The sequence below is a fragment of the Nitrosospira sp. Nsp14 genome, assembly GCF_900113575.1.
Taxonomy (GTDB): domain Bacteria; phylum Pseudomonadota; class Gammaproteobacteria; order Burkholderiales; family Nitrosomonadaceae; genus Nitrosospira.
On sequence record NZ_FOPV01000004.1, the window covers coordinates 85,595 to 111,745 of the forward strand.

Consider the following 26,151-nt stretch of genomic DNA (forward strand, 5'->3'; position numbering starts at 1 on the left):
CGGAAAGCAGTTGATCGAAGGGCACAAATCCGTTTCTTCTGCCGGCTTTCCCTTCACCCAAATCTTGCGCGGCTCCCCCCTACTCAGCCGTTTCCCCTTCCGCCGCCCCAATCCGAACCTCGACAGCATGAGAAACCCGATCGTCGACGAGTGAAACGAAATTGTTGGACTGATCGACTCCATCAATGGCAATACCTGCCTTGCTCATTCCACCAGCCCGGAGAACGGTGATATGGTAGGTTGTTTCCTTATAGCGGTAATCCAATGTAAACCTGTCCCACTCACTCGGCAGGCAAGGTTTGAGGTGCAGCTTTCCGCCTTCCAGCATAACGCCTAGGAGCGTTTCAAGCATCAGGCGATACAGCCAACCGGCGGAACCGGTATACCAGGACCAGCCGCCACGGCCGACATGAGGTAAAACCGCATACACATCGGCTGCAACGACGTACGGTTCAACTTTGTAAACGGCCACCGTCTCTTGCGTACGCGTATGGTTGACCGGGTTGATCATGGCGAGCAGCTTCCATGCGCGCTCCTGGTCGCCCAGCATCGCGAACGCCATCGTCGTCCATACTGCAGCATGAGTATATTGACCACCGTTTTCCCGCACTCCCGGCACATAGCCTTTTATATAACCGGGATTCAAGGGCGACTGATCGAACGGCGGGTCAAGAAGCTGAATAAGTTTCGCGTCGCCCCGGACGAGATGCTGATTTACCGCCTCCATGGCCTGGCGCTGGCGCTCCTTGGGGGCGGCCCCGGACAATACCGACCAGCTCTGCGAAACCGAATCGATCCGGCATTCCTGGTTGGTGGTGGACCCGAGCGGCGTACCATCATCGAAATAGGCTCGACGGTACCAGTTGCCATCCCAGGCATGCTGTTCAATGTTGGCCTGTAAAATCCCGGCCTCCTTTTGACAGCGCCCGGCAAAGGTTGCATCCCCATGACGGGTGGCCAGCTCTGAAAACTGAATGAGGATGTCATAGAGAAAAAAGGCCAGCCAGACACTCTCGCCACGTCCATGAAAGCCGACCAGGTTCATGCCATCATTCCAATCTCCGGTACCCATCAATGGCAGGCCGTGTTCGCCAAATCGCAAACCATGCACAAGGGCGCGCACGCAGTGCTCATATAATGTGGACGTTTGTCCGGAATGAATCGGAAGGTCGTAGTAGGATTCTTCATCAGCCGCGACAGGACGGCCTTCCAGGTAGGAAACGGTCTCATCCAGCACTTCTATATCGCCGGTCGTGGCAACATAACGACACGCCGCCAAAGGCAGCCAGAGATAGTCATCCGAACATCGGCTGCGGATGCCCCGCCCACCCGGCGGGTGCCACCAATGCTGGACATCTCCTTCAACGAATTGACGCGACGCGGCCCGGAGAAGATGTTCCCGCAGAAGCGCTGGCTCAGCGTGTACCAGCGCCATTACATCCTGCAACTGATCGCGAAATCCAAACGCACCGCCCGACTGGTAATAGCCGCTACGTCCCCACAGGCGGCAGGCCATCACCTGATAGACCAGCCAGCCATTCATCATTACATTTACAGATGGATCAGGCGTCTCAACTTGGACCGCCCTCAAGGTGTGCTCCCAATAGCGGTGTACCGCCTCACGAACCTCTTGCGCAACCGCTTGGCCGCGAAAGCGTTGCGCAACCTTTAAAGCATCTCCTGCGTCAGTTCCGACCCCTAAACGGAATACGATTTGGCGCGTTTGGCCGTCGAGCAACTCAAACGCAACTCTGATAGCGCCGCAGGGATCAAGCCCTGGTCCTACGCGCCCGGAGAGTTTTTTCGCCGCCATCGCAGCGGGATCGCTTAATTTTCCATTGCGCCCGATAAATTCCGTCCGGTCGCCGGTCACGCTTCTTTCCTCGTCGTCCACATCGAAAAAAGCAACACGGCCGTTAAACTCGTTGTTGTATGGATTGCGCGCAAGCATTACGCCGCTGTCCGCGTCGATTTCGGATACGACATGCATTCGGCCTTTCTCGGGCAAGTCCCCCAGCACCCATTCAATACATCCGGTTGCGGAGATTTTGCGCGATCGGCCGGATTCATTATGCACAGTCAGCACCGCAAACTTCACCGGCGCCTCCGTCGCGACATAAACCAGCAGCTCCGAGCGAATTCCCACTTCGGTGTGCTCAAACGCGCTGTAGCCGAATCCATGCCGGATAACATATGGTGTCTCGCCTCGCTTCGGCAGTGGGCACGGCGACCAGAAATAGTCGTTTTCTTCGTCCCGTAGATAATATGCTTCCCCCCCGTGATCGCACACGGGGTCGTTGTTCCATGGCGTCAGCCGAAACTCGTGCGCATTGTCACACCAGGTATACGCTTGCCCGCTTTCAGAGATCACTGTCCCGAGCTGCGGGTTGGCAATGATATTTGCCCATGGCGCCGGTGTCGTCTGGCCCTGTTCCAGCGTGATCACATATTCACGGCCATCCCTGGTGAAACCTCCCAGTCCGTTGAAGAAAAGCAGTTCCCGATGCGGCAGCGGCGGTCCTTGTCCGGGAGCGGGTCGCCGGCTCTGCAATGATCTGGGGCGCGCCTCCGGCAACTCCGTCGGTACGCGACGGGTTAACTGCTCATTCAAACTGCCCTTGCTGTCAAGAATGATCACACGCGCCACCGTCTGCAGCAAAATACGGTCTTCGGGAGCGATCTGCTCCGCGCGGCGGAGAAAAATGCCACCGGGGCGGTCGAGCAAATGGGCCTCGGCGCTGCCGGCCACGAGCCCCATGATATGGTCATGCAGAACCTGGCGATAACTTGAATGATCTTCGTTCCAGATCACCAGATCAACAGCGAGACCCTTAACCCGCCAATAGGCGTGCGCCTGGATCAACTGGCGCACCAGTTGGATGCTGTCCGCCTCGCTAACCTGCAGCAGGACGATTGGCAGATCGCCCGAAATCGCGTACCCCCACAACCCTGACTGGCTGCGCTGGTTTTTGCTCAGGACAGCTGCTTCGGCCCGTAGATAGGTATTGGCGTACAGCACAGAGCCAGCCAGCCTGCCATAGAGTTGCGCATCGGCTTCAGTTGCATTGAGCTGGCGCAACACGACTAAACTGTGCGTCCACGCAAGATCGAAAACACGATTTTTCAAATGATGATCCTGATATTTTTCCACCAGATGCATCACGGCATGGCGAGAGTCGCCGGCCCCAGTGACGATATCTATCGTCGCCGATTCGCCCGGGTCGATGGTTACGAGCTTGCGAATCGCCACAATAGGATCCAATACCGAGCCTGCGCTGCCAGAAAGCGGCGCCGCATCAGTCAAGGCGCTGGGTGCGGATACATCGTTTCCCCTGCCGATAAAAGCCTTGCGGTCAGTTTCGTACGAGACTTTTTCCGTTTCCACGCCATGAACGGTCATGAGATGCAGCATCCACGGCACCAGGTCCGTATGCGAACGCGGGCGCCGGCTGCAAAGGATCGCATGCCGGTCGGCCAATATCTCGGTTTGCACAAAAAGATTACCGAAGGACGGCGCTTGAGCGTCAGCCGAAGGCGGCGCAAGCACTACCTCGGCATAGGATGTGATCTCGATCGACCGCCGGGTCCAGGCCCGGTTGGTGATACGCACACGGCGTATCTCTATGTCATCTTCCGGCGACACCGTGATTTCGGTATGAGTGTCAAAGTCAAGGTCGCGTCGCCGGAACTCGACCCTCCCTTCAGAAAAGACCACCCCGTACCGCTTAGGCTCTTTACACGTGGGCTGGTACGTGTTTGACCAGAACTCTCCAGTTGCCACATCGCGGAGATAACAGAAATTTCCCCAGTTATCGCGCGTGCTATCCTCCCGCCACCGCGTTACCGCCAGATCCCGCCAACGGCTTCTTCCCCCACCGGCATTCGTTACCATGACGTGGTAACGGCCGTTTGAAAGAAGCTGCACCTCGGGCACCGGCGTATTTGCGCTCGAGAGCAGTCGCAACGGCATTTCCGGAAGCTCTTTGACCACTTTCACATCCGGTAGCTCGGCGGCAGGGGTGCGGATAACGGAAGCCTTCGGAATCCGCTCCTGGAGCAATAGCATCGTTGCTCGGAACAAAGGTTCAGCGGTAAAGCGTCGTTGCATCGGTTTGTCGAGCAACAGATATGCCAGCGACAGCAGGCTCATGCCCTGATGATGAGCCATAAATGAACGCACCACGGCGCGCGTTTCGCCCCGCCTTAAACGCGACGGCGTATAATCGACGGCCTCATAAAACCCGAATCGGCCCGCTATGCCGTCGGCCGCCATCTGCTGAAGGTTATCGCATGCGGCTTCAGCTTCGACCATCAGCGCCAGGACGCAAGCGTATGGCGCCACCACCAGATCCTCCCCCAAGCCGCGCTTGAGCCCCAGTCCCGGAACACCAAATGCGCGATACTGATAGTTGAATTGAACGTCTACAGCGTTATACCCTGATTCGGAGATACCCCAGGGAACGCTGCGTTCCTCTCCATAATCGATCTGCCGCCTGACCGCCGCCTTACAGGTCTGATCGAGCAACGTATTATCGAAGGTGGGCATAACCAGCAGCGGCATAAGGTATTCAAACATCGAACCACTCCAGGAGAGCAATGCCGCCTCGCCACCATAGGTAGTTAGCAGTCGCCCCAGCGCAAACCAGCTTTCCTGTGGAAGTTCCCCTTGTGCAATGGCCACAAAATTGCACAGCCTCGCCTCTGACGCGAGCAGATCATAATAACTTTGATCGAGGCGATGCTCGCCGACGTTATAACCAATGGCAAGCTGCCGTTGTGCATGATTAAACAAGAACCCATACTTCATCTGCGCCATTTCACCCGACTGAGACGCCAGGCGCTCAATCGTGGCCACCCAGTCCCGCGCCAATGGGCTGCTCTGATCCGCAAGCTGTCGTAGCGAAGGCATGCCCGAGGTTTGCGTGGCAGCATCTTCGTCCGCCGTCGCGGCGGTCAATAAATTCTGAGGCAGAAGATCGATCAATTCGCTCAGGGCACTTTCGCATTGCCTGTTCAATGCCTGTGCCCATTCAATCGCCTCGCTCCCGGCGGTAGCCGACGGCTGCCCGGAAAGCTCGCGCAAAATGTCCCTGGAGCAACTGGCAAGCCAGTCGAGATCAGCACGCGCGCTGGCGATGGTGATGAGACGAACTCCCGTTGCAGTTACGAGGGCTTGTTCGAATTGAGCCAGGGATGGCACCGCTCCCGACCCAGCCTCTTCCTGGAGAATCCGGAACGTTTCGCCCAGTCCCAAAAATACTTGTTCCCGAATAACCGGCGTATCGATTATTTCCAATAGGCCGGCCCTTAATGTAAGCAGATGGCCCGCGAGGTTACCGCTGTCCACCGTTGAGACGTAGCGCGTCAACGGGGCTTTGGTCTGAGTGTCGTACCAGTTGTAAAAATGGCCGGCGTACCGTTCCAGGGTTTCCATCGAACGCAAGGTATTTGTCGTTCGCTCCACCAACTGTCCCGTGCTGATGTATCCAAAGTCATAGGCAGCAAGATTCGCCAGGAGAGACAAACCCATGTTGGTGGGCGATGTCCGATGCGCAACGGTGGCGACCGGGTGCTCCTGAAAATTATCGGGTGGCAGCCAGTTTTCTTTGGGGCCAACAAAGGTCTCAAAAAAATACCAGGTTCTGCGTGCAATCTGCCGTAAAAAGAGGATCTGCGCGACGTTCAACTCTGCCGCCCGTGGCCGCAACGGCTGACTTACCCACCAGGCGATAACCGGGAAACCTGCCCACAACAATAGTAATGGCATTGCGACAATCAACGTTAAAGGCGCTGAAACTGCTATTGCCGTGGCTGCCCCCAAGGCAATAGCAGGTGCGATCCACATGGTTCGAAACGTATTGGCGACGCCAGCGCGCCGGGTCTTAGCCACCGCCGATTCGGACTCCCGTTCGACTGCGTGCGAGGGCGTCCACTCCAGCAATCGGCGGCGGGTGATAAACAGTCGCACATGGGTACGCCATATTGCGTCGAGACTGAAATAAGCCTCATACGGCAGGGAAGCCAACGCGAATATAGCCTGGCCAAAATTCCGTTTTGCCGTGCGCGAGGAGATAATGAGATGCTGTCGCCAGGGAACTTCAAGCGGCTTGCTCGACAAATCTGAAACAACTGCTGTCACTGCCGGAAGGGCGAGCACGAAAATTACCACGCTGGTCCAGAACGCTGGCTCCGGTAAGATGATCCATCCGAGCAAGACCAACAGCACCAGGGCGACCGGCACCAAGCTGCGACGAAGATTATCCATCAGCTTCCATCGCGACAATGCCGATAAAAGATTAGGCTGATAATCACCGTGCGCGCCGGGTACGCGCCATAGCAGCCAGCTTGCGAGTTGCCAGTCTCCGCGTATCCATCGATGGCGCCTGCTGACATCAGCACGATAACTGAATGGGAACTCTTCGTACAACTGAACGTCGCTCAACAAACCCGAGCGGACGTAACAGCCCTCGAGGAGGTCATGGCTCAAAATGCGGTTCTCGGGAAAACGGCGGCAGAGTGTGCGCTCGAAGGCGTCGATGTCATAAATTCCCTTGCCTATGAACGACCCTTCGTAGAACAGATCCTGATATACATCCGAGACAATACGGGTATAGGGATCGATGCCAGCCTCTCCGCCAAAGAGGCGCGCGTATTCCGACCGGTTTGTGCTGGAGAGGTTCACCCCTATCCGTGGCTGCAGAATTCCATACCCCTCGGTAACACGGTCAAAATCTCCTTCTGCACAAGGGAGATCGAGCCGTGGCCGGTTTAAGGGATGAGCCATTGCACCCACCAATTGATGAGCTGTCTCGCGGGGCAACTGCGTGTCGGTATCGAGGGTGATGACATACCTGACTTCCGATAACACCGCTGTGTTGCCGACGATTGCGGAAAACGCATCGCTCCCTCCCCCACGCAAAAACGCGTTCAGGTCGGCAAGTTTCCCGCGTTTGCGCTCGTGGCCCATCCAGGCCTGTTCGTGGGGATTCCATCGACGCGGACGATGAAACAGGAAAAATGGATCGCCGCTATCGCCCGTGGGGCGCGCTCCTTTCTCCGCACTGTCATCCGCGCCCGCACGGTGGGCATATTTTTTATTCAGAGCCTCGATACTTGTTTGCGCAAGCTGCAATAAGGAGTCGTCTTCCGGAAGCTTTTCCTGGGCCGCGTCGCGAAAATCACTCAACAGGGCGAAAGAAAGATTGTTGTCCTGATTTGCCAAGAATTTAACTTCAAGCGCCTCGACAAGCCGGCTCACCTCCGACTCGTTGGCAAGGATGGTTGGGACCACCACCAGTGTCCGAAATTCGGGCGGGATTCCCTTGGCGAAATCCATACGCGGCAGCGAATGGGGCGTCACCAGCAGAGAAGAGAGCCAATTGACCAGCGCTATGGCGACTTGACTCATCGCGAATAATGACAAAACCGCCAGCAAGCCCAATAGCCAGCCATTCGCGCCCTCCGCCTGCGCTTCCACGACGAGGTTTAGGGTCAACGGTAGCGTGATGAGCGCGATTGCACCAAGGTAACTGAACAACGGGTAGCGCCGGGCTATCCTGAAAAACCGCTCTGATACCGGGAGCTGAACCGGTACCGCCGTTTCAAGGATGGGCAATCCCGAGTCAACCAGATAAAAACCGACGTGCGCCCTCGCATTCCCGTGCCCGCTTGCCTCGGCCTCGCGCGCCAATCGCAGGGCTTCACGCGCCACGTCAACTTCCGATAATTGACTTGTCCTAGCCAAACGCTCTACAGCGTGCCGGTAGCGATCACGGCTGGAAAAATCCATGCGCCCATAAACCCCGCCCGGATCCTCACGCAACGTTCGTTCGACAATGCTGATGGCTTCTACAAATTCGCGCCAGTCGATTGCGCCCAAGGTGCGCAAACTATGAATGCTGTTCGAAATGGAAACCTGATCGGCCGCTTGCTGCTGATTCCCGAGTTGCACCATCTGATCGATGGTCTGGTTTGATTCCGCAAGCCTTTGCTCGATCCACGTTAACGGAAGCGCCAGGGAAGGGCCCTGTCCCTGCAAGCGACGCGCCAGTTCCGAAATAAAAGAGGTCGTCATTGGAGGATCAGACCGGGCCATATCGGCGATGATGAGCACCAGGCTCTTCGGATCTTTGTCTGCGACGCGCGTGATCTCGTCAGCCCAGCTATCGGCGAGACTACGATCTATTCGTCCGGCGGCGACACGTACGCCGACACGGCGGAGATTCTCAATCAATGACAACCTTAGCATGATCGGGATCGCCCATAATTCCCCCAGTCGAAGGTTGGCGACCCCCTGATATGCCGCGATAAAACGCCTCAGACTCTCCGTGTCCACCCTTCCATCGCCGTGCGAGACGGCCTGAAGAGCAATGTCATAAACTCGCGGCAGGCCTGCGGAGGTGCCATTTGCAAGGAGCGGCAATTCGCGGCTATAACTCTTGGGGAGGTGCCGCTTGGCGAGGCGGATCTGCTCCTCGATCAGATAGAAATTGTCGTACAGCCACTCGCCGGCGGGGGTTAGCAGCTGATCAGCCGCGGCGGCTTCCGTTAGCACCCTGCCAATGGCGAATAACTTGCTCTCATTCTCATCCAACCGGGCCAGGAGCTGATCCGTCCCTCGGCCAGACGACAACTCGTGCGAGGCCGCAAGGATCCCGCCGTACAACTCCATCTGATCGGCGCTGAATAACTCGGACCGCAGGGGCAACTCTTCCCTGATTGGCACGCGTTGGGTGCGAAAACCACGATAGCGGGTCGCGAAGCGAAGCAAAAGCTCAGAAACAGTCATGCGCCCCAGCCTTGAAGTCGATTATTCCCCTGTACTAAACTAGTGATAATGATCGTCCCGACGTTGGTCGAAGAATACGTGGAACGCACCGACGTCCTATTGTCGTCATGATCTCAGAATACACTAGCACGCTATAACGACCGCAGGTCCAACCTTTCTCGGCTGCGAATCGTATGGAATATGAATAAAAAAGGAAGAGGAGATGTTGGATATTGTCGAGCTCTCTCTTGTAAGCACGATTTTTTGCGAAAGGAGTGCCGTTTCGCCGATCTCCACCGCATCATTATCCAAGTGACACGAAAGAACAACCAAGAACTGCATGCCATTCCGTCCTGCGCCGCCTGTCTCATGGCTAATGATATGCCAAATTGCGGCATTGCGAGCGCATTGTTGCCGCGCCCCAGTGGGTTCGCTCGGCAGTGGCCCCGTAACCGCTTGCCGAAAGCTTGCTGAAGATATTAAAAAACCGGCTCATCAGTAGTATGTACGCTACCGCACAAAAATGCTGGCATATTAATGGAATACTTGAAAAGCTATCCATAGCCAAAAAAAATTTCACGGGAATACATGCTATTATAAGTTTGGATGGGAACCAGCCCGGTGAGGAATGGGAGCGCCGGGCACATGCAGACTTTCGATTATTGTGCCCCCAGGCTGCGCTTATTTTTACAGATTTCTGTATCGAATGCTAAGCTCTCCCCCACATCAGCCCAACCAGAACCGACTTCTCGCCGCCCTTCCGGTAGCCGAGTTCGAGCGTCTGAAACCCCATCTGGAGCTGGTCCATCTGCCGCTTGGCGACGTCTTATGCGAGTCGGGCGGACGACTGTCTTACGTCTACTTCCCCATTTCTACCATCATCTCCTTGCACTATATACTGGAGAATGGCGCATCGTCCGAAATCGCAGGAGTGGGCAATGAAGGCATGCTCGGCGTTTCCCTGTTTATGGGCGGCGAGAGCACCCCGAGCTGGGCCACTGTGCAAACGGCTGGGCATGGCTATAGGCTGAAGGCGGCGCTGTTGATGCAGGAGTTCAACCAGGGAGGATCCGTGCAGCGCCTGCTGTTGCGTTACACTCAGGCGCTCATCACGCAAATCTCTCAAACAGCGGTGTGTAATCGCCATCACACAATCGAGCAGCAGCTCAGCCGCTGGCTGCTGCTAACGCTGGACCGACTGAATTCCGAGGAACTCATCATGACCCAGGAATTGATTGCCAGCATGCTAGGCGTTCGTCGCGAGGGCATTACCGAAGCCGCGGGCAAGTTGCAACAGGCGGGTATTATTCGCTACCGCCGCGGCCATATCACAGTGCTTGACCGGAGCGGATTGGAAAAGCATGTGTGCGAATGCTATGAAGTCGTAAGAAAAGAATTTGAACGACTTATACGCGACGTGGGAAACGTCCGATAGACTGGGCTATTTGGGCGCTATGAATAAGCCCGATAAGCTCTGTCTGAGCTTAGCAGATCAAATTGGCGCAGCATAACCTGAGCCCACCGCATCGGCTCAGGCCGCCGTATCACTCCCCCTCCTGATCTCGATCTCCCTCGCCGTATAACCCCCTGGATGGAGAGGCTTCTGCAACATCACTCCCCTTCCTCCATATACAGTTTGCGGCCTGGAGAGCGGAACACCTTTCAATCTTATCGGATTTCTCTCATTTATTTATCGTATCAACCTACTTATATGCATCTTGAGAATGAGAATGAATATGTGTGCTGACGTACCGAACGGTCGCAGTAGCAGAAGTATGATTGTGTTCACTTCTGATGCTTTGCACACCGAGGTTTATGCTGGCCATGCGAGCTCGTACACGAAGGTTACTGCCAGTCATTGGCATTTTATTTCTGCTCATTGTCATACTCGCAGTCTGGTTCGACTGGAATATGATCAAACCGTACGCGGAACGGCAGGTCACTGAGAAGACCGGTCGGGAATTCGTAATTCGAGGTGACCTCGATGTCAGCTTGTCGCTCAACCCCTTGATTAGCGCGGAGGGAATTTCGCTGGCGAATGCCGAATGGGGTACCGAACAGCCAATGCTCGACGTTGGCAAAGCGTCGTTTCGGATCAGCCTGTGGGATCTGATCCTTGGAGATATCGTGCTCCCGGAAGTATCGATTTCCAGTCCAAAAATCATTCTGGAAAAAAGCGAGGACGGGAAGCGGAACTGGGACCTGAAAAAGCCGGAAGAAGAAGTCGAACCGCCAAAAATTGGCAGGCTGGCCATCGACGATGGCAAGCTTATCTTTCGAGACCCAAAGACCAAGACGGATGTGCATGTAACCATATCCACCAATTCCGGGGTGGCAGGGGGCGAAATGCCATTGAACGTAGCTGCGGAGGGCACATATGCGGATTTGACTTTTTCGGCTCAAGCCCTGGGCGGCGAATTGACCTCCCTGACGGACAAGACCATCCCCTATCCTATCAAAGCGCGGGCGGAAATAGGAACGACGCGCGCAACGGCGGAGGGAACCATTACCGGGCTGCAGGAATTGGCGTCCATGAACCTGAGCCTAACCATTGAGGGCGACGATATGTCCACCCTCTACCCGATAGCGGGCATCGTCTTCTTCCCCTCCCCGCCCTATCGTATTTCCGGAAACCTCACACATCAAAAAACCGAGTGGGCCATGAAGGGCTTTTCGGGGGAGGTAGGCAGCAGCGACATGGGCGGTGATCTGGTTTTCGATACCGGGGGTGAACGGCCGATGCTGCGCGGCGAAGTAATATCGAAAGTTCTCGACCTCCACGATTTAAAGGGCACGATCGGCGCCAGAAAGGCTCCTCAGCCTCAGGATAGCCCGCAGGAGAAGCTAAAGAAGAAAGCTTCCATCGAAGCGCAAAAAGATCGCTTGCTACCCGATCAGGAGTTCAGGGTGGATCGGCTAAAGGCGATGGACGCGGACGTCAAGTTTACCGGGGAGTCGATTCGTAACGAGGATTTGCCGGTCGAGCACGTCGTTACCCATCTCAAGGTCGACAACGGTCTCATGACCATCGACCCCCTCGACTTCGCGGTCGCAGGTGGAAACATCGTAGGCTCGGTAACGATAAACGGACGCGAGGAGATCCCGTCTGGGGAAGCCAGGATCGATATGAAGCGGCTCCAGTTACCCAAACTTTTGCCCAAGGTCGAGCTTACCCACGGGAGCGCCGGCTTGATAGGGGGTGCAACCAGGATAAAAGCGCATGGCAAGTCCGTGGGCGGCCTGTTGGGATCGGCTGACGGACGCTTCTCGTTAATCATGTCGGGCGGTCAAATAAGTAACTTGTTGCTTGAGATTATTGGGCTCGACGCAGCCGAGGTGATCAAATTCCTCTTTGCGGGCGATAAAAACGTCCCGGTTCGTTGCGCCGTCCTCGATTTCGCCGTCAGCAAAGGCGTAATGACCGCCGAAAGTTTCGTTATCGATACGGCAGATACGAATATCCTTGGCGAAGGTCAGATAAGCTTGCTCGAGGAAACCATCAAGATGAAGCTGTCGCCGGAGCCAAAAGACGTCAGTATATTAAGTCTTCGCACGCCTGTTCATATCACCGACACGTTCAAAAACCCCACGATATATCCCGACAAAATGCTCGCCATCCGCATCGGTGCGGCAGCCCTGCTCGGCGCGCTCGCGACTCCGTTCGCCGCGCTGATACCGTTGATCGAGACAGCTCCCGGCGAAGATGCCAACTGTAAGGCACTCATCGCGTCGGTGAAGCAACCGCTGAAAACAAAAAAGGAAAATAAGAAAAAAACCGAAGCCAAGAAACCTGTATTCAAGGAGCCATAGCAACGCATCAGCCTTTCCTTGTGCCAGGGACTTGCGTGGAAGCAGTAATCGTTGTATTGCGCGAAGTTCTTTTTTAAACGGCCGGTCGCGCCGTTAGGTTCGATCAATTAATTCTGAAAAGGAGGCACACCACGCCACGAGGCGACAAGTCCGCTTATACCGACAAGCAGAAACGTCAGGCGAAACATATTGAAGAAGGGTATGCGCAAAAGGGCGTTCCTGAGGATGAGGCAAAGCGGCGCGCCTGGGCTACGGAGAACAAGCTGGCGGGGGGCGGAAAAAAAATCGGGATCGGACAAGGAATCTAAAAAACACTGAACGACGGTTCTGATCCCGTCTCGTTGCATTTTCACGTTTCCCGATAACGAATCGCCATTCTGGCCACATCCATTGTTTATCGATATTAATGAGGGGTTAATCATGGAGAAAGAGAAAAAAATTCCTGAACAACATCAAAAACGACAACCGGGGATCGAGACCGAGATGACGCCCGAGCCCGACTCAACCGTTGAAGGATATAAAGGCAGCGGCAAGCTGGAATCAAAGGTCGCGATTATCACGGGTGGAGATAGCGGCATCGGCCGCGCTGTCGCAGTTGCGTTCGCGAAGGAAGGCGCAGACATCGTTGTGGTCTATCTGAACGAGCACGGCGACGCAAACGATACCAAAAAGGAAGTCGAGCAATGCGGAAAAAGATGCGTATTAATTGCGGGCGACGTGGGCAATGAAGACTTCTGTACCGAGGTCATGGCAAAAACGCTCTCGGAGTTCGGTCATATCGAGATTCTGGTCAATAATGCGGCCGAGCAGCATGTTCGGGAAGACATCATGGATATCGATAATACCCAGCTTGAGAAAACTTTCCGCACTAATATCTTCTCCATGTTTTACATGGTAAAGGCCGTGCTGCCCCGCCTGAAAGAGGGGGCGCGAATAATCAACACTACCTCCGTCACTGCGTATAAAGGCAGCGCCCATCTGCTCGACTATTCCGCCACCAAAGGCGCGATCGTGGCGTTTACACGATCATTGTCATTGCAATTAGTCGAGCGCCAAATTCTGGTGAATGCAGTCGCGCCGGGTCCCATATGGACCCCATTGATTCCTTCCACGTTCCCGCCCGAGAAAGTCGGCAAGTTTGGGGAAAATGTTCCAATGAAACGGCCGGGCCAGCCTGACGAAGTCGCGCCGTGTTATGTTTTTCTCGCTTCGAAAGATTGTTCCTATATTTCAGGTCAGGTCCTGCATCCCAATGGCGGCAATATTGTAAATGGATAGGGAAAAAGGAATGTGCCGTCAACGCGCGAACGATGTAGGAGACTGGCCGCGGAGTTTTAACATCCCCCTTCTTGGGCGCAGCCCGGCACCAGCGGCTAAAGCAAAAAAGCTTCCGTCCTTGTTCCGTGTTGCCAGGCCTCTGGTGAACGAAGGCGAGCAGGTCGCGTTCTGCCATGGTACGGGCGTTCAGAAAGATATCCTCTTCCCGCACGAGGATGACTCAGGTAAGCTATGATGCTCCACTGTTGTATCAGGTCAGCGCCAGTGAGGGTGCCGAAAAAAAACGAAATCGCATCTTTACCCGGCCCGAAGTTTAACCTTTAGCCCTACCGGCTGACAAACAGGGGCACCAAGTATGTTCAGTTTAGGCGCCAAGGAACCTGTCATAGCGAAGGCGAGCGTTCTGGTCGAATGCTCGCCTTGCGATATATTCAAGTATGTGGGTGATGGTTTCTTCGAGAATTATCCCAAATGGTCGCCGGAAGTCGTGGAACTTGAATCTCTCAGCGCGGGGCCTGTGAAATTAGGCACCCTTGCGAAGCAGGTCCGTATTGATCAGGGGCGCCGCACTGAAAGCAAATTCAAGATCGACGTGTACGAGCCAGGCAAGCGCCTGAGCTTTGCCGGGGTATCCGATCCATTCCGTTGTGTTTACGAATTACGTAATCTCGATAAAACGACTGAACTGACCTTTACATTTGAGCTGAGCGAAATTCAAATGTTCATGCGCCCTTTCGAGAAACTGATTCGCGTGGTGATTCAGGAGGGCGCGGAGCGCACGGTGAGAAATCTGAAGCGTTTAATTGAATCGAATAAACAGACGGCGAAATCCTCAACCCCGTCCCGTTAATATCCAGGAGAAAAAGAATGACCTTTGTGGTGGAAAAAGACCCAGGACTGATCCCCCAGATCTTGTCCCAGATCCTGGACAGTTCGGTGAACGGCATCACGCTCGTGGATCCGGATCAGGAAGACCTGCCCATCGTTTATGCGAATCGACAATTCGAGGCGATGACCGGATATTCTCAGCAAGAGATCCTTGGCCGCAACTGTCGTTTTCTTCAAGGAAAAGACCGGGAGCAGGAAGCCCGTTTTGCTATGAAGCAAGCCATCGAAAAACAACAACCAATCGAAGTCACGATCCGCAACTATCGCAAGGATGGGGAGCTTTTCTTCAACCATTTAAGCCTCACCCCGCTTTTCGACAACGACGGGAGGCTCATTTATTATTTGGGCATTCAGTATGACGTGAATCGTAACAGGGAGATGCTATCCAAATTCAGCCTGCAGCAGGAAGCCGATACACGGCGCTTGCTGTCTTCGCTCCTTCCGCGGCCATGATATTGCGTCCAGGGAATCACACGTTTCCCACACCAATTGGCCTGAAGCCCGGGAATTCTGTGTAGCCACCGAATCAATCAATAAAAGAGGATTTTTATGGCCCCGCAACCACCCGTAAAGATAAACCAACCCCGAGGAGACGACCGGCCTGTATGGGATGTCATATTCGCGGTTTACGGATACCCGGCGCTGCTCATCGCCCACCGACTGAAAGTGTTCTCGCTGCTCGAACAGCGGTCACGCACGCTGGCCGAGATTTGCGCGTCACTGAACATCAAGAGAAGGCCGGCGGAGGCAATCTTATCGACTGCCACGGCATTGGGCTTTCTTTCCCTGCACGACGGGCGCTACTCCCTTACGCCGCTTGCGGAAGATTATCTCCTTGAAAAGAGCCCTAGCTACTTTGGTTTCTTCTGGGACATGATGATCGATAATTCCGAGGCATTTTCCTACGCCGGGCTGGAAAGGGCAGTGCTTACTGATTCGCCCCAGGCCTACGGCGGTGGAGATATTTACAAATCCCATGAAGAACAGGCCGAGTTGGCGCGAAAATTCACGCGCGGCATGCACAGCATCAGCATGACGCTCGCCTCCGCATGGCCAAATGCGATAAACCTTGCAGGGCACCGGCGAATGCTCGATATAGGCGGAGGGTCAGGCGCTCATTCGATAGGCGCGACGCTCAAGGTAAAGGATCTGCAAGCAATCGTTTTGGACCTGGAGCCGATCTGCGAAGTCACCCAGGAGTTCATCGTTCAGTATGGCCTGCAGGATCGCATCCAGACACATGTCGCCGACATGTGGAATGATCCATTTCCGGACGCCGACCTGCACTTCTATTCCAACATTTTTCACGATTGGCCTGCCGATAAGTGCAAATTCCTCACCGATAAAAGCTTCGCAAGCCTGGGATCAGGAGGACGCATTATTATTCACGATGTGCTCTATAACGATGAAAAGACCGGACCTTTCGCACCCGCTGCCTATAGCATGTTAATGATGGGCTGGACAGAGGGAGAGTCGTATTCCGGTCTCGAGTTATCAGCGATGTTGAAGGCTGCCGGTTTTCAGGACACGCAGGTGTACCCAGCCTTCGGCTACTATAGCGCGGTGACCGGCGTCAAACGCTAGGCCTTCAGGTCTTCTACTCAAGCGGATATCTGACTTATCTCGGTTAAAGATCATGAGCGATTCAATGAAAACATACCACCCGAGCTGCTGGATGATTCTGGTTGCGGTCGCGGCCTGCCCTGCTGTGGTTCAGGCCGAAGAAGATCACGGTGAAAACGCCAAAAAGCATCTGGAACAGGCGGTTGAGAGCGGCAGGAAGGGCGATGTGAAAGGAGTGGGCAGCCATACCCAGGAAGCAAAAAGGGAACTGATCGAAGAGAATAAGGAACATCCATACACGCACCTGCAGAAGCCGATATATGGCGAGCATGAGAAGGCCGAACACGACAGGGAGGTTTTTGAAGAAATGGATCTCGCCATCGAGGAAGCGGAAGAAGGCGATGTAAAGGATGCTACCGAAGCTGCGGAGAGAGCCTCCTGGCATTTACTGGAAAAGGATAAATCAAAGTAAGCGCTGCGGATCCTCGCATATTTCCGCCCTGGCATCTTCACCCATCCGACCCCTCGCGGAGTTCATCGAAATAGCAGCTGCGGGATACACAAATTAATTCTTTGCGGTTTCTTTCGGCGGCTTGAATCCCAACGTTTTCATCGCCGGCACGATCGATTGCTTTGCCGCCTCGTAGTCGGCCCATGGGAGGTTGCCTTTGTCCAGCCGTTCGTGAATGTTTGAAACAGACCAGCGATCGGCGCTTGTTAGCGACTCGAGCTCTTCCCACGCCAGCGGCACGGACACGCCCAATCCCGGCCGGGCGCGCACTGACCAGGCGGCTACAGTGGTAGCGCCAAAACCGTTGCGCAGATAATCGATGAAAATTTTTCCCACGCGGTTCCGGGCGCCGCTTTTCGCGACGAACCGCCCAGGTATGGTTGACGCGAGATGCTGAACGACCGCCTGGGAAAAACCCTTTACCGTATCCCAGTCACGTAACCGCTTGATCGGCACAACGACGTGCAAGCCTTTACCACCGCTGGTTTTCAAAAAGGACTTTAGCCCGAGTTCGTTGAGGAAGATGGAGACAAGTTGCGCGGATTCCTGAATCAGGCCCCATTGCACTCCATCTCCCGGATCTAGATCAAATGTCATTCTGTCTGGCTTGTCGATAGCGTCTTTTTTTGCGTTCCAAGTGTGAAACTCAATGACATTCATCTGCGCCGCAGCCAGCAAGCCATTCGCAGTCGCTATTTCAAGCAATGGGGGATGCTCCGGATCCAGGGCGGGATCAAGCTGGTCTACACCTTGCATGTTTTCCTTTTCCCAGTGCTTCTGAAAAAACAGTTGCCCGGAAATTCCTTCCGGAGCACGCACGAGAGAGACCGGTCGTCCTTTTAGATGCTCCAGCATCAACGGCGCAACCAAAGAGTAGTAGCGTATGAGGTCGATCTTGGTTAAATGTGTCGAGGGGTCGATTACACGCTCCGGGTTCGTTACCTTCAATGAGGACAGCCTTGAGGTCACTTGCGCCGGTTTTGCGTCGGAGGCATGCATGGGCTTCTCCTTGATAATGGCTTCCGGTTTCTTGTCTGATCGGAGTCCTCGAAAAACCGAGTGGCGAATGTGGCCATCCCGTGTCCATTCTCCAAAGGAAACTTCAGCAACCAGTTCCGGCGAAACCCAATGCGCTTTTTTATCAATGCCGGCCGCGTTCACGAAGGGGCAGTGGCTGGTGCCCACGGCGTCCAGTCTGGTCTTGAGATTATTCAGCGATTTCTCAGTGAAGCCAGTACCCACGTTTCCCGCATACTGAAGGGTTTTGTCTTCGTCATAAAAGCCAAGCAGCAGCGAGCCGATACCCGTTCGGGAACCCTTGGGGTCAGTGTAACCGCCAATGATAAATTCCTGCCGTTGTGAGCACTTCAGTTTTATCCAATCGGAAGAGCGGCGCGATACATAAGCCGAAGTTTTGCGCTTGCCAATCACGCCCTCCAGCCCGAGGCGGCAGGCAGAGGCGATTAAGTCGTCGGCCGGCACGTCGAATACTTCGCTGAAGCGTATCTGGCGTGGGGAAGAAGATTTTAGCAGCGAATACAGCAACTTTCTGCGTTCGATCAACGGGACGTGTCGCAAATCGTATCCATCGTAGAACGGTGCGTCAAAAAGATAATAGACGATGTTCTGCGTTCTCGCGCTATCAAACGCGTTTTGCAAAGCCTGGAAATCCGGCAAGCCTTTTTCATTCAATACTACAATTTCGCCATCTAGCCATCCCGGCTTTAAACCCATGTTCTTCATTGCCTTAACAAGATTGGGCAACTTATGCGACCAGTCATTTCCATTGCGCGTGAAAAGCCGGACCGCGCCGTCCTCTATCCGCGCCAACATTCGATACCCGTCCAGCTTGATTTCGTAAACCCATCCTGATGGATCATTCGGTGGTCCGTCCACCAGTGTGGCCAGTTGAGGCTGCAGGGTGGCCGGAAGCCTGGCTTTAACCGCGCCTTCAGGTAACCCTGGGGATTTTCCGGGGCCGCGGCCCCGGCTCCTTATGCCGGGCACGGCAGCTGTCCGCTCCTCCGGCGACGGAAGAGTCGCGACGCTCTCCGGCATTTCATCCACCACGCTGAAGTCGCTGGACGGACGCACGTACTCGTCTTTTTCCTTGATAAGCAGCCAGGCTTCCTGCTTCTCTTCCTGTTTTTTGCGCATACGGACCAGTGCCCAGTGGCCTTTCAGCTTGTGGCCACGCAGCTCGAATTTCAGCTTGCCATCCCGATATCCGCGGCGCGGATCTTCAAGAGGAAGCCATGTACCCTTATCCCAAATAATGACCGTGCCAGCACCATACTGACCGGGTGGAATTTCCCCTTCAAAGCTGTTGTAAGATATGGGATGGTCTTCCACATGGACGGCCATGCGTTTGTCCTCGGGATCAAAGCTCGGACCTTTTGGAACAGCCCAGCTTTTCATCGCGCCGTCGAGCTCCAGCCTAAAGTCGTAATGCAGCCGGGTCGCCCAATGCTTCTGTATGACGAATGACAAGACGTTCTTGTCCCGGCTGATGATGGGCTCAGCACCAGAGGGCTCGGACGTAATAGAAAAATTACGCTTTGCCCGGTACGTTTTTAATGAATCGGGCTTTGACATGTTTAGCAATCCTCGGACAATTTCCTCCTTGGGCACGCGTTGAAAATGCGGCGCTTACTGCCCGCCCCCGGAAACTGGCGAGGCGCGGAACCGCGTGTTATGGTAATTGGGAGGTGAGACGCGAATATTGCCCGTTTACCCCAACCGCGGTAAACCCGGGGCTACGAATGCTTTTATTAAGCCCGACGCTTATGCGCGCCCTTGGCTGCGGCCTCCGCACGATCGGGGCCGGTCTTCGCGGATTTTCGGCCAAGTGGCTTTTCGCGCTCTTCCTTGCCCCCTCCTTTCTTCAGGCTGCGCTGGAGCAACTCGGTAAGATCGAGAATTTGTGCGCCGCTCCCCCGCCCTTCGGACTCTTCCGGTTGGATCACGGTTTCAATATCGCCGGTCTCGACCTTCTCATGCACAAGTTTCATGACTTCAGTCTTGAATGAATCGCGAAAGTCTTCGGGACGCCATTTTCCGCTCATATCCATTACCAGTTGCTCCGCCATTTTCAATTCTTTTTCGTTGATGCCGGCCTCCTCCGCTCCCTCGGGTGGAAAGCTCAAATTTTCCCAGCTGCGAATTTCGTCGCCCCATCTCAGCAGGTTAAGCACCAGCGCCGGCCCGGACGGCACTAGCGCCGCCAGATGCTGTTTGGTTTGGATAACCACTCGCGCTATTCCCACGCGGCGCGTCTTCAAAAGCGCTTCGCGGAGCAGTGCGTAGACCTTCGCGCCTTTATTGATCGGCACGATGTAGTACGGGCGCTCCAGATAAACGAAAGGGATATCGGTCGCCGGAACAAACATTTCGATCTCGATGGTTTGGGTCGTTTTTGGATAGGCAGCAGCGATCTCTTTCTCGCTGAGAATGACGTAATGTCCATCCTCATACTCTATTCCCTTCACAATATTTTCCCGTTCGATCTCCTTCCCAGTTTTTTTATTGACTCTCTTGTAGCCAACCGGGTCCATCGTGCGCTTGTCGAGCCAATCGAAATCCAACCCCTGTTCAGAGGTCGCGGAATGCAGGGCTACGGGGATGTGCACCAATCCAAAACTGATCGCGCCCTTCCATAATGCACGGCTGCTAGCGGTAGAAGTGGCCATCACGTTTTACTTCACAAAAATACATTCACGATGGGAAGCGTTCATAAGAAATAGAAATAGAAATGACAACAAGGGCGTGAACCATTTTGCACCCTGCCCGTCCGGTTGTATGTGCGATGACGCACGAATGCCCACGCCGCTTGTGAGTTCCGCTTGTATGTTCGCTTGTGTGTTCTTTCGTACGGAAAGCTCTGCGGATGAATGAGAGGATGGGGTTTGTTGGCGCGGTAATGGTAGCGTTACCGGTTGTTGAGGCATTGGTGAAATCAATACCGCGCCTATCATCAGGAGAGACCGAGAATATGGATTATTTTTCCCTACTGCAGTGGCCGGCAATGATCATCAACGTACTCGCAGTCTGGCTGCTGACTTATCAATCCAAGCGCAAGCGGCATGCTGGATTCGTCTGTTCCCTGTTCAGCAATGCCTTATGGGTGGCATGGGGATGGCATGTTCAGGCATTCGCTGTGATTGGTCTCCAGTTCGCCCTGGCCACGCTCAATATTCACGGTGTTCGAAAAACAGATTAAAATTAACTGTACGTTTAACTGTACGTTTTCATAACCCTCAACCTCCTTCAGCTATAAGCGCTCGATTTGCCGCAACACGACGGGTGGTATTGTGGGCAAGGAGTGCCAATTTAAAACCACTTTAAAGTGGTATAATGTCTTGAATCGACCGCATTCCGATAAACAGTCCTCATTGCGTGATAGCGCCAGCCTCAGCCATAAACGCCTGCCACTTCTGGCTGGGTGGAGCATCTGTCCACTTCAATTCAACCGCCCCAGCTAGAGAATTGCGTCGCGGCGCACACTAACGCGCATCATTAATTTTTAACCAAAACCAAAATGGGGCGGGCGAAGTTAAAGCTTGCGGTAACCCGTGTTATTCGGGTTTTGAGCCGACCTGATCCGCGACTCGGCCTCACCAGCAATTTTAGGATATGATTATCGATTCTGTGCTGACCTAGGCCATGCGGACCCTCTTTACCTATTGCATGCTTTTTCCCCGGCGGACGGCCTACGTGCTGGTTGCTCTGCTGGCGGCGGGTATTGCTGAAGGACTCAGCCTGACCGCGTTGCTCCCGCTGCTTTCAATTGCGGTAGGGGATACGGCGAATTCGGATATCGGAAAGCGCGTCGTGGAAGCGCTGAACAGCATAGGCATCGTCCCGACAATCGGCATCATGCTGTCGATCATTGTCGGCGGCATGATAATCAAGAGTCTCATCCTGCTGGTTGCCAATAGGCAGGTTGGTTATACCGTTGCCCATGTAGCAACCGCCCTCCGTCTCGAACTAATCGATGCGCTGCTCGCAAGCCGGTGGCAATATTACCTGCGGCAACCCATGGGTTCGCTGGCAAATTCAGTTGCAACCGAGGCATACCGAGCTGCCAACGGTTTTGAACATAGCGTTACCGTGCTTGCGCTGGCGGTACAGGTGGTCGTATATGGGACCGTTGCCATGTTCGTTTCATGGCAGGCCACGCTCACCTCCTTCCTCGTCGGTATCGTGATGCTGAGGCTGTTAAACGAGCTGATACGCGCCACCCGCAGGGCAGGTACCAAGCAGACTCACCTTCTGCGCCATTTGCTGACGTATCTCTCCGATGTACTCGGTTCGGTAAAATCGCTTAAAGCGATGGCGCGGGATAATGTTGCGGAGGCAATCCTGCGGGACCAGACCAGGCAGATTGAAAAAGCCACGCGACGTGAGATCATGGCGCGGGAAGCATTGATGGCTTTGCAGGAACCTATTCTTGCCACGCTCATGGCAACCGGCCTGTATCTCGCTCTGGTGATGTGGGAGCTTTCGTTGCCGGCGGTGATGGTAATGGTCTTCCTCCTCACCCGGCTGCTGAGTCTTCTCAATAAAACCCAGCGGAAATACCAGAATCTTATGGCCCAGGAAAGCGCCTACTGGTCGCTGCGTACCGCGATCGACGAGGCGCGTGCCGCCGCAGAGCGAACCACGGGAACGCGCCAGCCCACTTTCCAGAAGGGAATCAGCTTGCGGCACATCTATTTCGATTACGGCACGCGGCCCATATTCCAGGATCTCAACCTCGAGATTGCAGTCCATTCATTTACTACAATTGCGGGACCATCCGGCGTCGGGAAAAGCACGATGCTGGACCTCCTATGCAGTCTGGCTGAACCCAAGTCAGGAGAAATCCTCATCGATGGCGTGCCTCTTCGCGAGATCAATCCGCGCGACTGGCGACGCATGATCGGCTATGTGGCGCAGGAAAATGTCCTGCTTCACGATACGATTCTCAACAACATCCTGGTGGGTGCGCCTGATCTGGTGGACGCCGACGCGGAGCGCGCGCTGCGCCAAGCTGGCGCGTGGGATTTCGTGAGTGCACTCCCTGATGGGGTGCATACTGTTGTCGGAGAAAGGGGAGGATTGCTATCCGGGGGGCAGCGGCAACGTATAGCCATTGCCCGCGCACTGGCCCATCAGCCACTTTTTCTGCTGCTCGACGAACCGACGAGCGCCCTTGATCCAGAAACCGAACGTCTGTTTTGTGAAACGCTCCGGAATCTGGCGCAAAACCTCACCATTGTGGCCGTATCCCATCAGCCCGCATTAATAAACGCAGCTGATAATATATATACCTTGTCAAAAGGAAAAGCAGAGCGGTGGCAACCCTCTGCAGAAACCGAACAGGCTTCAGCCACTCTGCCCCTATCCCGAGTGGAGGCGACTTCAGGTTTCCGTTAAACTGGCGGTGGCTACAAGCCCCGGGCAGTTCGCTGAATCTACCGCAACCACCCGCCTACCCCATACCCAGCGACAAGCGTATTTCAGCGATTACTTCTTCGGGATTCCGTTCAAACTGTTTAATCAACTGATCGTGCCCGTTGTTGACCACCTCATGTTTCGCGCCCCAGCGCAACAGCTCAAGAATCACGGGGATCAGATCTGTCCCTTTTTCCGTAACAGTATAGGCTATCTTGCAGCCATTATTTGGGTCATAACGCCGTAAAATCATGCCTGCCGCCTCCAGTTTTTTCAACCGGTCGGCAAGTATATTGGAGGCGATTTTCTCCGGCGACGTCAGGAATTCCCGAAAATACCGCTTGCGTTTTAAAAGAATGTCCCGCAGGACGAGCAAGGTCCACTTGTCGCCTAATATATCGAGCGCGCAACTGACGGGACACGAGGAGCGGTGGGACAAGGTCTGTGCAAGCATTGGAATAGTTTAATGAATATGGTTGCATTTTGCAACCCGCTATCCCGGCCTCATTTTAATAACCGCGATCGGACGGACTCCGCTCCCCCTCGAGCTCCGAATCCGTGATTCCTGCGAACGATCGAATCTTTTACGTCGGCTGCGAGGAGGGCACACCCCCCTTCTTTTTTTAGAAAATCATTGAATGGCGAGTAACGAATGAAAAGGCTTGTTGATCATAAACGACAGTTTCGGTTGCATTTTGCAACTTGCTGGGTTAAGCTTTTTCCAACTTGCTTATTGCAAGTATTATTGCAGGCGTTTGGAACAGGTTTCGTTCCAGGACGATCTGCCAGGCAGATGATGGGTATTTGGTGTAAAACCTTACTGATTCGGGATGTATGGGCACAAACTTTATAAGACTCCTTCTGGTCGACAGGATGGGGGAACGACGTTTGCAGGATCCGGATCAAATGGTTGTTTTTCTCTAAAGCGTTACCGACTGCCAGTGGATAGGGGGTAAAAATGTCGAACAAATTACCTTGCGACCGGAATCGAGCTCGCATCAGCAAATCACTCCAGCCTTTGTTACGGCATGGTTTAAAAGGCTGCGAAAAAGAAGGCCTTCGCATTACTCGGGAGGGAACCATATCGCCAACTCCCCACCCTGTGCAGCTAGGGGCTGCCTTGACGCATCCGAATATCACCACCGACTATTCCGAAGCTTTGCTTGAAATGATCACACCAGCATTATCAGATGGGGGTGAAATGTTGGGTTTTCTGACGAACTTGCATAAATACGCCTGTGCCAACATTAACAACGAACTGCTGCTAGCGGCAAGTATGCCAATCGGGGATCTGCAAAACTCGGCAATTCCTATCGCCAGCTATGGCTCATCCAATATAGGGAAGATGAAGCATATATACCGGCAGGGCTTGAGCTATCGTTACGGCCGCTGTATGCAAGTCATCGCGGGCATCCATTTTAACTACTCGCTTCCCGAGTCCTTCTGGCCCGAATACCAGCACTTCATGAAACAGGCGGACGATCTGCAATCCTTCAGGACTCACGCGTATATGGGGATGATCAGAAACCTGCAAAGGTATGGATGGCTCATTCACTACTTATTCGGCTCGTCCCCGGCTGTCAGCAAAAGCTTTGTGGATAGCCGTAACTCTTCTTATTCGAACGCGTTGGTGAAATTTGACCAGACGTCCTATTATAAGCCCTTTGCGACATCCTTAAGGATGAGCGAGATCGGGTACGTAAATCCCGTTCAGGCATCGTTTCATGTTTCCTTCAACAGTCTTGATGAGTACGTACGCGACCTGAGCAGGGCCACATCCATGCCCTATCCCGATTATGAAAAAATCGGCACCAGAGTCGGCAGCCAATACCGCCAACTGAATACCAATCTCCTCCAGATCGAGAACGAATACTACACCTCAGTCCGCCCAAAACAACCGACCATGCCAAATGAACGTCCGCTGCGGGCATTGAGGAGCAGGGGCATTCAATATATTGAAATACGATCCCTAGATATCGATATTTTCGAGCCGATCGGGATTTCACTTCAAACCACGCGGGTTCTTGAAGCGCTTAGCCTGCTCTGTTTATTTCAGGGAAGTCCCGGGCACGACAGGAAACAACATGAGGAAATCAATTTTAATGCACTCGCTGTAGCCAACAGCGGACGAGATCCGGCGTTGAAATTGGTCGATGAAGGAAAGGAAATTCCTCTGCGGGACTGGGCATTAAAACTCGGTGAGCAAATGCAGGAAATATGCGAAGCGCTGGACGAAGGCGATGAAGAGAAACCTTATGCCAAGGCATTGCTTAAGCAGATCGAAGTTATCCGTCACCCGGAGTTGACTTCTTCGGCCCGGATGCTCGCAACGATGCGAGACCAGAAACTGTCGGTTACAGACCTGGCATTGCAAAAATCCCGTGAGCATACCGCTTATTTCCAGAAGGCCCCGTTAGATACATTGGTAAAAAGAGATTTTGATTTAAAGGTCCAGAACTCGCTGGAGATACTGGAGCGATTGAATAACGCTCCGCAAATACCTTTCGATCAGTTCCTTCAAAACTACTTTTCCGGCGACGCCAAAGCTGGGGACATAGCGCCAAATAAATCGCAAGATGCGCAGGGTTCGGTAACCGCGGCTGCGGCCGGCATCACTCGATGATAAATCGTAAGCCAACTGAACTTGTCTTGATCCTCAATGATTGGCTCTCGCCAAGACTTAAAACGACTCGGCTTTGCCACGATAAAAGCATATCCCCCTACTTCGAACGCCGGATTCTTGCAATATGTTTTCTCGTCAAACCGGAAGGGCAACCTATAAATGTGGAAAAACGGATGTGAACTCCGAGGTGGATTGGATCAGTGCTCGCGACACCGAACCGCGCGAGGTGTGATTGACTCACTATCCGTTGACAAGCTTGCGAAACAAATTACGTGC

Annotated in this window: 14 protein-coding genes; 10 read left to right on the forward strand and 4 right to left on the reverse strand. The window is 54.1% G+C overall.

The window, feature by feature from the left end:
* Positions 1 to 79 precede the first annotated feature (79 nt).
* The gene (locus tag BM022_RS03845; protein ID WP_091137030.1) at positions 80 to 8,788 is read right to left on the reverse strand and encodes a GH36-type glycosyl hydrolase domain-containing protein; all 8,709 of its coding nucleotides are present in this window, start codon (positions 8,786 to 8,788) and stop codon (positions 80 to 82) included.
* 685 nt (positions 8,789 to 9,473) lie between these two features.
* Here BM022_RS03845 and BM022_RS03855 point away from each other — a divergent pair.
* The 7 genes from BM022_RS03855 (at position 9,474) to smbP (ending at position 16,778) form a co-directional block, all read left to right on the forward strand.
* Positions 9,474 to 10,202 carry a Crp/Fnr family transcriptional regulator gene (locus BM022_RS03855; protein WP_091137034.1) on the forward strand — a complete coding sequence of 243 codons (729 nt, stop codon included), beginning with the start codon at positions 9,474 to 9,476 and terminating at the stop codon, positions 10,200 to 10,202.
* Positions 10,203 to 10,591: 389 nt separating this feature from the next.
* Positions 10,592 to 12,577, forward strand: coding sequence for an AsmA family protein (locus BM022_RS03860; protein WP_091137208.1), 1,986 nt, complete (start codon positions 10,592 to 10,594; stop codon positions 12,575 to 12,577).
* Between the two features lie 420 nt (positions 12,578 to 12,997).
* Complete coding sequence (locus BM022_RS03870; protein WP_091137036.1) at positions 12,998 to 13,855, forward strand: SDR family oxidoreductase; 858 nt, start codon at positions 12,998 to 13,000, stop codon at positions 13,853 to 13,855.
* 355 nt (positions 13,856 to 14,210) lie between these two features.
* The gene (locus BM022_RS03880) at positions 14,211 to 14,705 is read left to right on the forward strand and encodes an SRPBCC family protein (protein WP_091137039.1); all 495 of its coding nucleotides are present in this window, start codon (positions 14,211 to 14,213) and stop codon (positions 14,703 to 14,705) included.
* A 17-nt stretch (positions 14,706 to 14,722) separates the two neighbouring features.
* Positions 14,723 to 15,196 carry a PAS domain-containing protein gene (locus BM022_RS03885; RefSeq protein ID WP_091137041.1) on the forward strand — a complete coding sequence of 158 codons (474 nt, stop codon included), beginning with the start codon at positions 14,723 to 14,725 and terminating at the stop codon, positions 15,194 to 15,196.
* A gap of 96 nt (positions 15,197 to 15,292) precedes the next feature.
* Complete coding sequence (locus tag BM022_RS03890) at positions 15,293 to 16,327, forward strand: methyltransferase (RefSeq protein WP_091137043.1); 1,035 nt, start codon at positions 15,293 to 15,295, stop codon at positions 16,325 to 16,327.
* A gap of 64 nt (positions 16,328 to 16,391) precedes the next feature.
* Positions 16,392 to 16,778, forward strand: a complete 387-nt coding sequence (gene smbP, locus BM022_RS03895) for a small metal-binding protein SmbP (RefSeq protein WP_177191619.1) — start codon at positions 16,392 to 16,394, stop codon at positions 16,776 to 16,778.
* A gap of 93 nt (positions 16,779 to 16,871) precedes the next feature.
* Here the strand turns inward: smbP and ligD are convergent, their stop codons facing one another.
* On the reverse strand, positions 16,872 to 19,412 hold the full coding sequence (gene ligD / locus BM022_RS03900; protein ID WP_091137046.1) for a DNA ligase D: 2,541 nt from the start codon (positions 19,410 to 19,412) through the stop codon (positions 16,872 to 16,874).
* Positions 19,413 to 19,588: 176 nt separating this feature from the next.
* A complete protein-coding gene (locus tag BM022_RS03905) occupies positions 19,589 to 20,506 on the reverse strand; it encodes a non-homologous end joining protein Ku (RefSeq protein WP_091137048.1) in 918 nt (305 codons plus the stop codon).
* Between the two features lie 197 nt (positions 20,507 to 20,703).
* Between BM022_RS03905 and BM022_RS03910 the strand changes: the two genes are divergently transcribed.
* Complete coding sequence (locus BM022_RS03910) at positions 20,704 to 21,036, forward strand: hypothetical protein (protein ID WP_256208901.1); 333 nt, start codon at positions 20,704 to 20,706, stop codon at positions 21,034 to 21,036.
* A gap of 443 nt (positions 21,037 to 21,479) precedes the next feature.
* Complete coding sequence (locus BM022_RS03915; protein ID WP_091137049.1) at positions 21,480 to 23,234, forward strand: ABC transporter ATP-binding protein; 1,755 nt, start codon at positions 21,480 to 21,482, stop codon at positions 23,232 to 23,234.
* Between the two features lie 55 nt (positions 23,235 to 23,289).
* Here BM022_RS03915 and BM022_RS03920 read toward each other — a convergent pair whose 3' ends face one another.
* Positions 23,290 to 23,706, reverse strand: coding sequence for a winged helix-turn-helix transcriptional regulator (locus BM022_RS03920; protein WP_091137051.1), 417 nt, complete (start codon positions 23,704 to 23,706; stop codon positions 23,290 to 23,292).
* Between the two features lie 504 nt (positions 23,707 to 24,210).
* Here BM022_RS03920 and gshA point away from each other — a divergent pair.
* Positions 24,211 to 25,875, forward strand: a complete 1,665-nt coding sequence (gene gshA / locus BM022_RS03925) for a glutamate--cysteine ligase (protein WP_091137053.1) — start codon at positions 24,211 to 24,213, stop codon at positions 25,873 to 25,875.
* Positions 25,876 to 26,151 lie beyond the last annotated feature (276 nt).

Bases quoted from the DNA above. Each gene is read 5' to 3' on its own strand.
- smbP (WP_177191619.1), top strand. From the start codon at position 16,392: ATGAAAACATACCACCCGAGCTGCTGGATGATTCTGGTTGCGGTCGCG.
- BM022_RS03905 (WP_091137048.1), bottom strand. From the start codon at position 20,506: ATGGCCACTTCTACCGCTAGCAGCCGTGCATTATGGAAGGGCGCGATC.
- BM022_RS03880 (WP_091137039.1), top strand. From the start codon at position 14,211: ATGTTCAGTTTAGGCGCCAAGGAACCTGTCATAGCGAAGGCGAGCGTT.
- BM022_RS03860 (WP_091137208.1), top strand. From the start codon at position 10,592: ATGCGAGCTCGTACACGAAGGTTACTGCCAGTCATTGGCATTTTATTT.
- BM022_RS03915 (WP_091137049.1), top strand. From the start codon at position 21,480: ATGCGGACCCTCTTTACCTATTGCATGCTTTTTCCCCGGCGGACGGCC.
- BM022_RS03845 (WP_091137030.1), bottom strand. From the start codon at position 8,788: ATGACTGTTTCTGAGCTTTTGCTTCGCTTCGCGACCCGCTATCGTGGT.
- BM022_RS03920 (WP_091137051.1), bottom strand. From the start codon at position 23,706: ATGCTTGCACAGACCTTGTCCCACCGCTCCTCGTGTCCCGTCAGTTGC.
- BM022_RS03885 (WP_091137041.1), top strand. From the start codon at position 14,723: ATGACCTTTGTGGTGGAAAAAGACCCAGGACTGATCCCCCAGATCTTG.
- gshA (WP_091137053.1), top strand. From the start codon at position 24,211: ATGTCGAACAAATTACCTTGCGACCGGAATCGAGCTCGCATCAGCAAA.
- BM022_RS03855 (WP_091137034.1), top strand. From the start codon at position 9,474: ATGCTAAGCTCTCCCCCACATCAGCCCAACCAGAACCGACTTCTCGCC.
- ligD (WP_091137046.1), bottom strand. From the start codon at position 19,412: ATGTCAAAGCCCGATTCATTAAAAACGTACCGGGCAAAGCGTAATTTT.
- BM022_RS03890 (WP_091137043.1), top strand. From the start codon at position 15,293: ATGGCCCCGCAACCACCCGTAAAGATAAACCAACCCCGAGGAGACGAC.
- BM022_RS03870 (WP_091137036.1), top strand. From the start codon at position 12,998: ATGGAGAAAGAGAAAAAAATTCCTGAACAACATCAAAAACGACAACCG.
- BM022_RS03910 (WP_256208901.1), top strand. From the start codon at position 20,704: ATGAATGAGAGGATGGGGTTTGTTGGCGCGGTAATGGTAGCGTTACCG.